Below are 3,959 nucleotides of genomic sequence, written 5' to 3'. Positions count from 1 at the left end.
AGTCGAACATCACGCTGGTGCGGCGGGGCTTGCGGTTGCCCTCGTCTGCGCTGGCCAGGGCGGCGTTGACACCGAAGTTGACCGAGCCGCCATCGAGCTGATCAAAGCGCAGCCCGGTGCGCCACTGCGGCATGAATTGCCACACGCCCTGCAGGTACCAGCCCGATTGCGCCGAGCGGTAAGCGTCGGTGGAGTTGCCCGAGCCAGTGAAGTCGGCGGTGTCGTAGGTCACATCGCCACGCTCCTGGCGGCGGAAGTACTCGCCTTGCAACTGCACGTTGGTGAGCTTGGCGTTGCCGTTGGGCGCCCACTTCCAGACGCCATCGAGCGCCCAGATGCGGCTGCGCCCCGTGAAGCTGTTGACCAGCGGGTCGCTGCCACCGTTGGGATCTTCGGACTCCCACTCGCGGCCATCGGCACGGGTGCGCATCCACGACACGCCCGCGCGCCAGCTCTGGCTCAGCCCGATGTCGCCACCCGTGTGGGCCGACAGCAGCAGGGCGCCTGCGCCATTGCGGTTGCGCTCGCTGCCCGGGAAGTTGTTGCCATTGCCCAGCTCCATGCCGAGCTCGACGTAGCGCTGCAGCGGCAGCACCCAGCGGGCCTGCAGACCCTCCTGCCTGAACTGGCCACCCAGCAAGGCCTGGTGGGCCAGCGGCGCATCGACGAAGTCCCAGGCGTGGGCGTGCTGTTCGTTGAGGTAGCCCAGGCCCGCGAAGAACCGGCCGGCCTTCAGGCGCAGCCCTGCGGGCAGTGCGGTGGTCTGCACATAGGCTTCTTCGACCTCGGTTTCGTTCTCTGGCGTGACGGCCAGCGTCAGGGAGCCGTAGAACAGGTGATCGACGTTGGCCGCCAGCGTGATCTCGGACTCGCTGAGCGTCAGACCGCGCGAGCCGGGGCCCACCTCGCCACCCGTGGGCAGGAAGCCGGGGATGGCCCAGGTTTCGGGGTCCTTCGACAGGCCGTTGTAGCCGCCGCTCAGCACGGCTGACACGGAGGGGTTGAAGCCCGCCGCGCCCTGGCGGGCCATGGGACGGGCCGGGTCCAGCGGGGCTGGTCGATCGGGCGCTGCGGGCGCGGTGGTGGTGTTTGGCGTGGTGTTGGCCACCGCTGACGGCGTGGTCGCTGCGACAGCTGGTTGCTGTGAGCGCTGGGCCGCCTGAAGCCTGGCCTCGAGCGCCTGGATTCGGGCGTCGTACTGGCGGCGCATCTCGTCGAGCTGCTGGCGAAGCTCCTGGAGCGAGTCTGCAGAAGATGGGGCTGTGCTCTGGGCCCAGACCGGGGCGTTGCCCAGTGCGGTGCTCAGGACCGCAGCCAGGGCCAGGGCGCGCGGGGTGTGGGGCGCAGACAGGGGCGAGGCAATGCGCGCGCGCAGAGCGCCGCGTTGAGGAGTGCGGGACATGGTGATGCTTTCCCGGGCCGGTTTCGGATGTGATGGCCCGATGTGTTCGAAGCAGGCTTCGACCGAAGGAGGTGGCGCGGCCAGGAGCTCCTGCCTTTCAAGGGGCGGGCGCGTCGAGGGCCGACGGCATGGCGACGGGGGAGGCGAGCGCCTCAGGCCAGGAAAGCAGGGGGGCCACGAGCCCGGTGCGCCACCACCGTCGCAGCAGGCGCGACCAGGTCTGCCCTTGCCACCTGAGATGCGACGGCGTCGCAAACCGGCAGGCTCACCGCAGGCGTGCCCGAGGTGGCGTGGTCAAGGGCGTGAGCTGCCAGGCAACTCAGGCATTGGCTGTGGGCCGCATGGTGGTCGGGGTCGGCCTCGTGCTCGAGCGCGTGACGCAGCACCAGCTGCTGCGTCAGCAGCAACAGCAGGGCCAGTGCAAGGTGCAGCAGGCCGTGGCGCAGGTGTTTCGGGCTCGTTGGGAGGCGCATGAGGACGCAAGCTTAACGGATGCTTGCCAAGCGTCAGCGGCTGACCTTGGCGGCGTTGTTGCCCCCGGCCGCTTGAAGGAAGCGCGTCGGGTTCTGCTGAACCCCGTCAACCAGCACCTCGAAGTGCAGGTGCGGCCCGGTGGAGCGCCCGGTGTTGCCCACTTCGGCGATGCGCTGACCCCGCTTGACCAGGTCTCCTTGCTTGACCAGCATGCGCAGGGTGTGGGCGTAGCGCGTGACCAGGCCGTTGCCATGATCGAGCTCGACCAGCAGCCCGTATTGCGGATGGGGCCCGGCCGACAGCACCACGCCGCCCGCTGCCGCCACGATGGGGGTGCCCGGGTCGGCGGGGAAGTCGAGTCCGGTGTGCAGCGCCGGCCGCCCGGTGAAGGGGTCGCTGCGGAAGCCGAAGCCTGAGCCGATGGGGCCGTCCACGGGCTGCGTACTGGGCATCAGCAGGGCATCCAGGCGCTTCTCGAACAGGTGGGACTCGATCAGCGTGAGCACGTCGGCGTGGCGCTCACCCAGCGCGTGGAGGTGTTCGACCTGGCCGTTCAGCGCCGCGAGGATGTCGGCGGACGTGGTGGCGGGTCCGGTGTCTTTCAGCGACACCAGGGGGCCACCGGCTGCTGCAGCGACACCACTTGCCGAGCCCAGGGCACCTGACGCCCCCGAGGCGGCCGGGGTCGGTGCCTCGATGGCCTTGAATTCTTCGGCTTTCATGCCGGCCATGCCCGCCACGCGTTCGCTGACGGCCTCCAGGCGCAGCAGGCGGGCTTGCATCTCACCCACTTTTTCGGCCATGGCGTCGAGGTTCTCGCGCATGAATCGGTCGCGCTGGGCCAACTCTTGCCGCTCGACGAAACGCACCGCCTCGGAGATGATCGGCCAGCGCTCGTGGGCGGCCTTGAGCACCACGGCGTGGTACACAATCAGGCTCAGGATCATCAAGGGGATGATCAGCGCCAGCCCGGTCAGCACCAGGCTCCAGGGCGTGAACTGAAAGACCTTCGGCCTTGACAGCGCACTGGTCGTGATCAGGATCTGCATGCGTGACTTCCTTTGCTGAACCCATGAGCAAGCGCCCCCAGCCCCCATCAGGCGGCCGAATTCGCTCCGTCACCCCATCGCTGCATTGCCGGCCGATGGTGCCGGACGTGCCGCCCGTCACCCGGGCGCTCGACCGCGCATCGCCCCTGTCCAGCCTGATGCAGCGCCTGCGGCATTCGCAGGCTTGTCTCGAAGCCGTCAAGGAGGTGCTGCCGCCTTCGCTGGCGGCTCAGTTGCAGGCCGGGCCGTTCGACGAAGAGGGATGGACCCTGCTGGTCGCGAACCCGGCCGCGTCGGCCAAGTTGCGCCAGTCGCTGCCGCACCTGAATGAGGCGCTGTCAGCGAAGGGGCTCAAGGTTAACGCAATCCGCGTCAAGGTCCGCGGACGCTGAAGTCACCAGGTGTTCGTGCCTGGTGCGCTGGATCAAGCCAGCAGAGCGGGCGTCTGGGCCGCCAGCGCCTGACGCTGCGCGGTCGCCTTGCCTTGCAGGACAAAGCCCAGCAGTTGCTCACCGGCCATGAAGCGGGCCTCGATGGCCTCTTCGGTTTCGGTGACCTCCCACTCGCCTTGGGCATCGCCAGCGGGCGGGCATACCACGGTCGGCCAGGCGGGCGTCTTGACCACCACGGGCATGGCCGGGTAGCTGACCTCGGTCGGCTTGCCCGCCAGGGTGGCGGCCAGGGCGCGGGCTTGACCCATCAGCGGCAGCACGTAAGGCAGCAGGTGGCCGGCCACTTCGGCGCAGTCGCCCACGGCGTGCACGTGGGGCACGCTGGTGGCCAGGTGGCGGTCAACGACGATGCCGCGGTTGACGGCCAGGCCAGCGTCGGCGGCCAGTTGGGTGCGGGGCTTGAGGCCAATGGCGGACAGCACCAGGTCGGTTTCAAGCTGGCTGCCATCCGACAGCGTCAGCACCAGGCCGTTGGCGCCGCGGTTGACGGCGGTGACGCCAGTGCCGAAGCGAAAGCTCGCGCCGCCGGCTTCGAGCTTGGCCTGCAGGCGCGCCGACGCCTGGGGCGGCAGCAGGCGGGGA

General features: G+C 69.2%; 5 protein-coding genes. 1 reads left to right on the top strand and 4 read right to left on the bottom strand.

Going from position 1 to position 3,959, the window contains the following annotated elements:
* The 3 genes from B2W70_RS04705 to B2W70_RS04695 form a co-directional block, all read right to left on the bottom strand.
* On the bottom strand, positions 1 to 1,402 hold a 1,402-nt coding region (locus B2W70_RS04705), incomplete at its 3' end, for a TonB-dependent receptor (RefSeq protein ID WP_286743351.1).
* Positions 1,403 to 1,554: 152 nt separating this feature from the next.
* Entirely contained in the window at positions 1,555 to 1,875 is a 321-nt protein-coding gene (locus B2W70_RS04700; RefSeq protein ID WP_286743349.1) for a DUF2607 family protein, read from the bottom strand.
* 33 nt (positions 1,876 to 1,908) lie between these two features.
* Positions 1,909 to 2,925 carry a M23 family metallopeptidase gene (locus B2W70_RS04695; protein WP_286743348.1) on the bottom strand — a complete coding sequence of 339 codons (1,017 nt, stop codon included), beginning with the start codon at positions 2,923 to 2,925 and terminating at the stop codon, positions 1,909 to 1,911.
* 23 nt (positions 2,926 to 2,948) lie between these two features.
* On the opposite strand from B2W70_RS04695, the gene B2W70_RS04690 reads away from it, so the two are divergent.
* Positions 2,949 to 3,317 carry a DciA family protein gene (locus tag B2W70_RS04690; RefSeq protein WP_286743347.1) on the top strand — a complete coding sequence of 123 codons (369 nt, stop codon included), beginning with the start codon at positions 2,949 to 2,951 and terminating at the stop codon, positions 3,315 to 3,317.
* A gap of 32 nt (positions 3,318 to 3,349) precedes the next feature.
* On the opposite strand, the gene B2W70_RS04685 is transcribed toward B2W70_RS04690, so the two are convergent.
* Positions 3,350 to 3,959, bottom strand: a 610-nt coding sequence (locus B2W70_RS04685; RefSeq protein WP_286743346.1) for an FAD-dependent oxidoreductase, incomplete at its 5' end; no start/stop codon positions are given.

Source organism: Aquabacterium sp. UBA2148, assembly GCF_002328915.1.
Taxonomy (GTDB): Bacteria; Pseudomonadota; Gammaproteobacteria; order Burkholderiales; family Burkholderiaceae_C; genus Aquabacterium; species Aquabacterium parvum.
The sequence above is the reverse complement of the archived record's forward strand: the minus strand, read 5'-3'. Positions and strand labels throughout refer to the sequence as shown.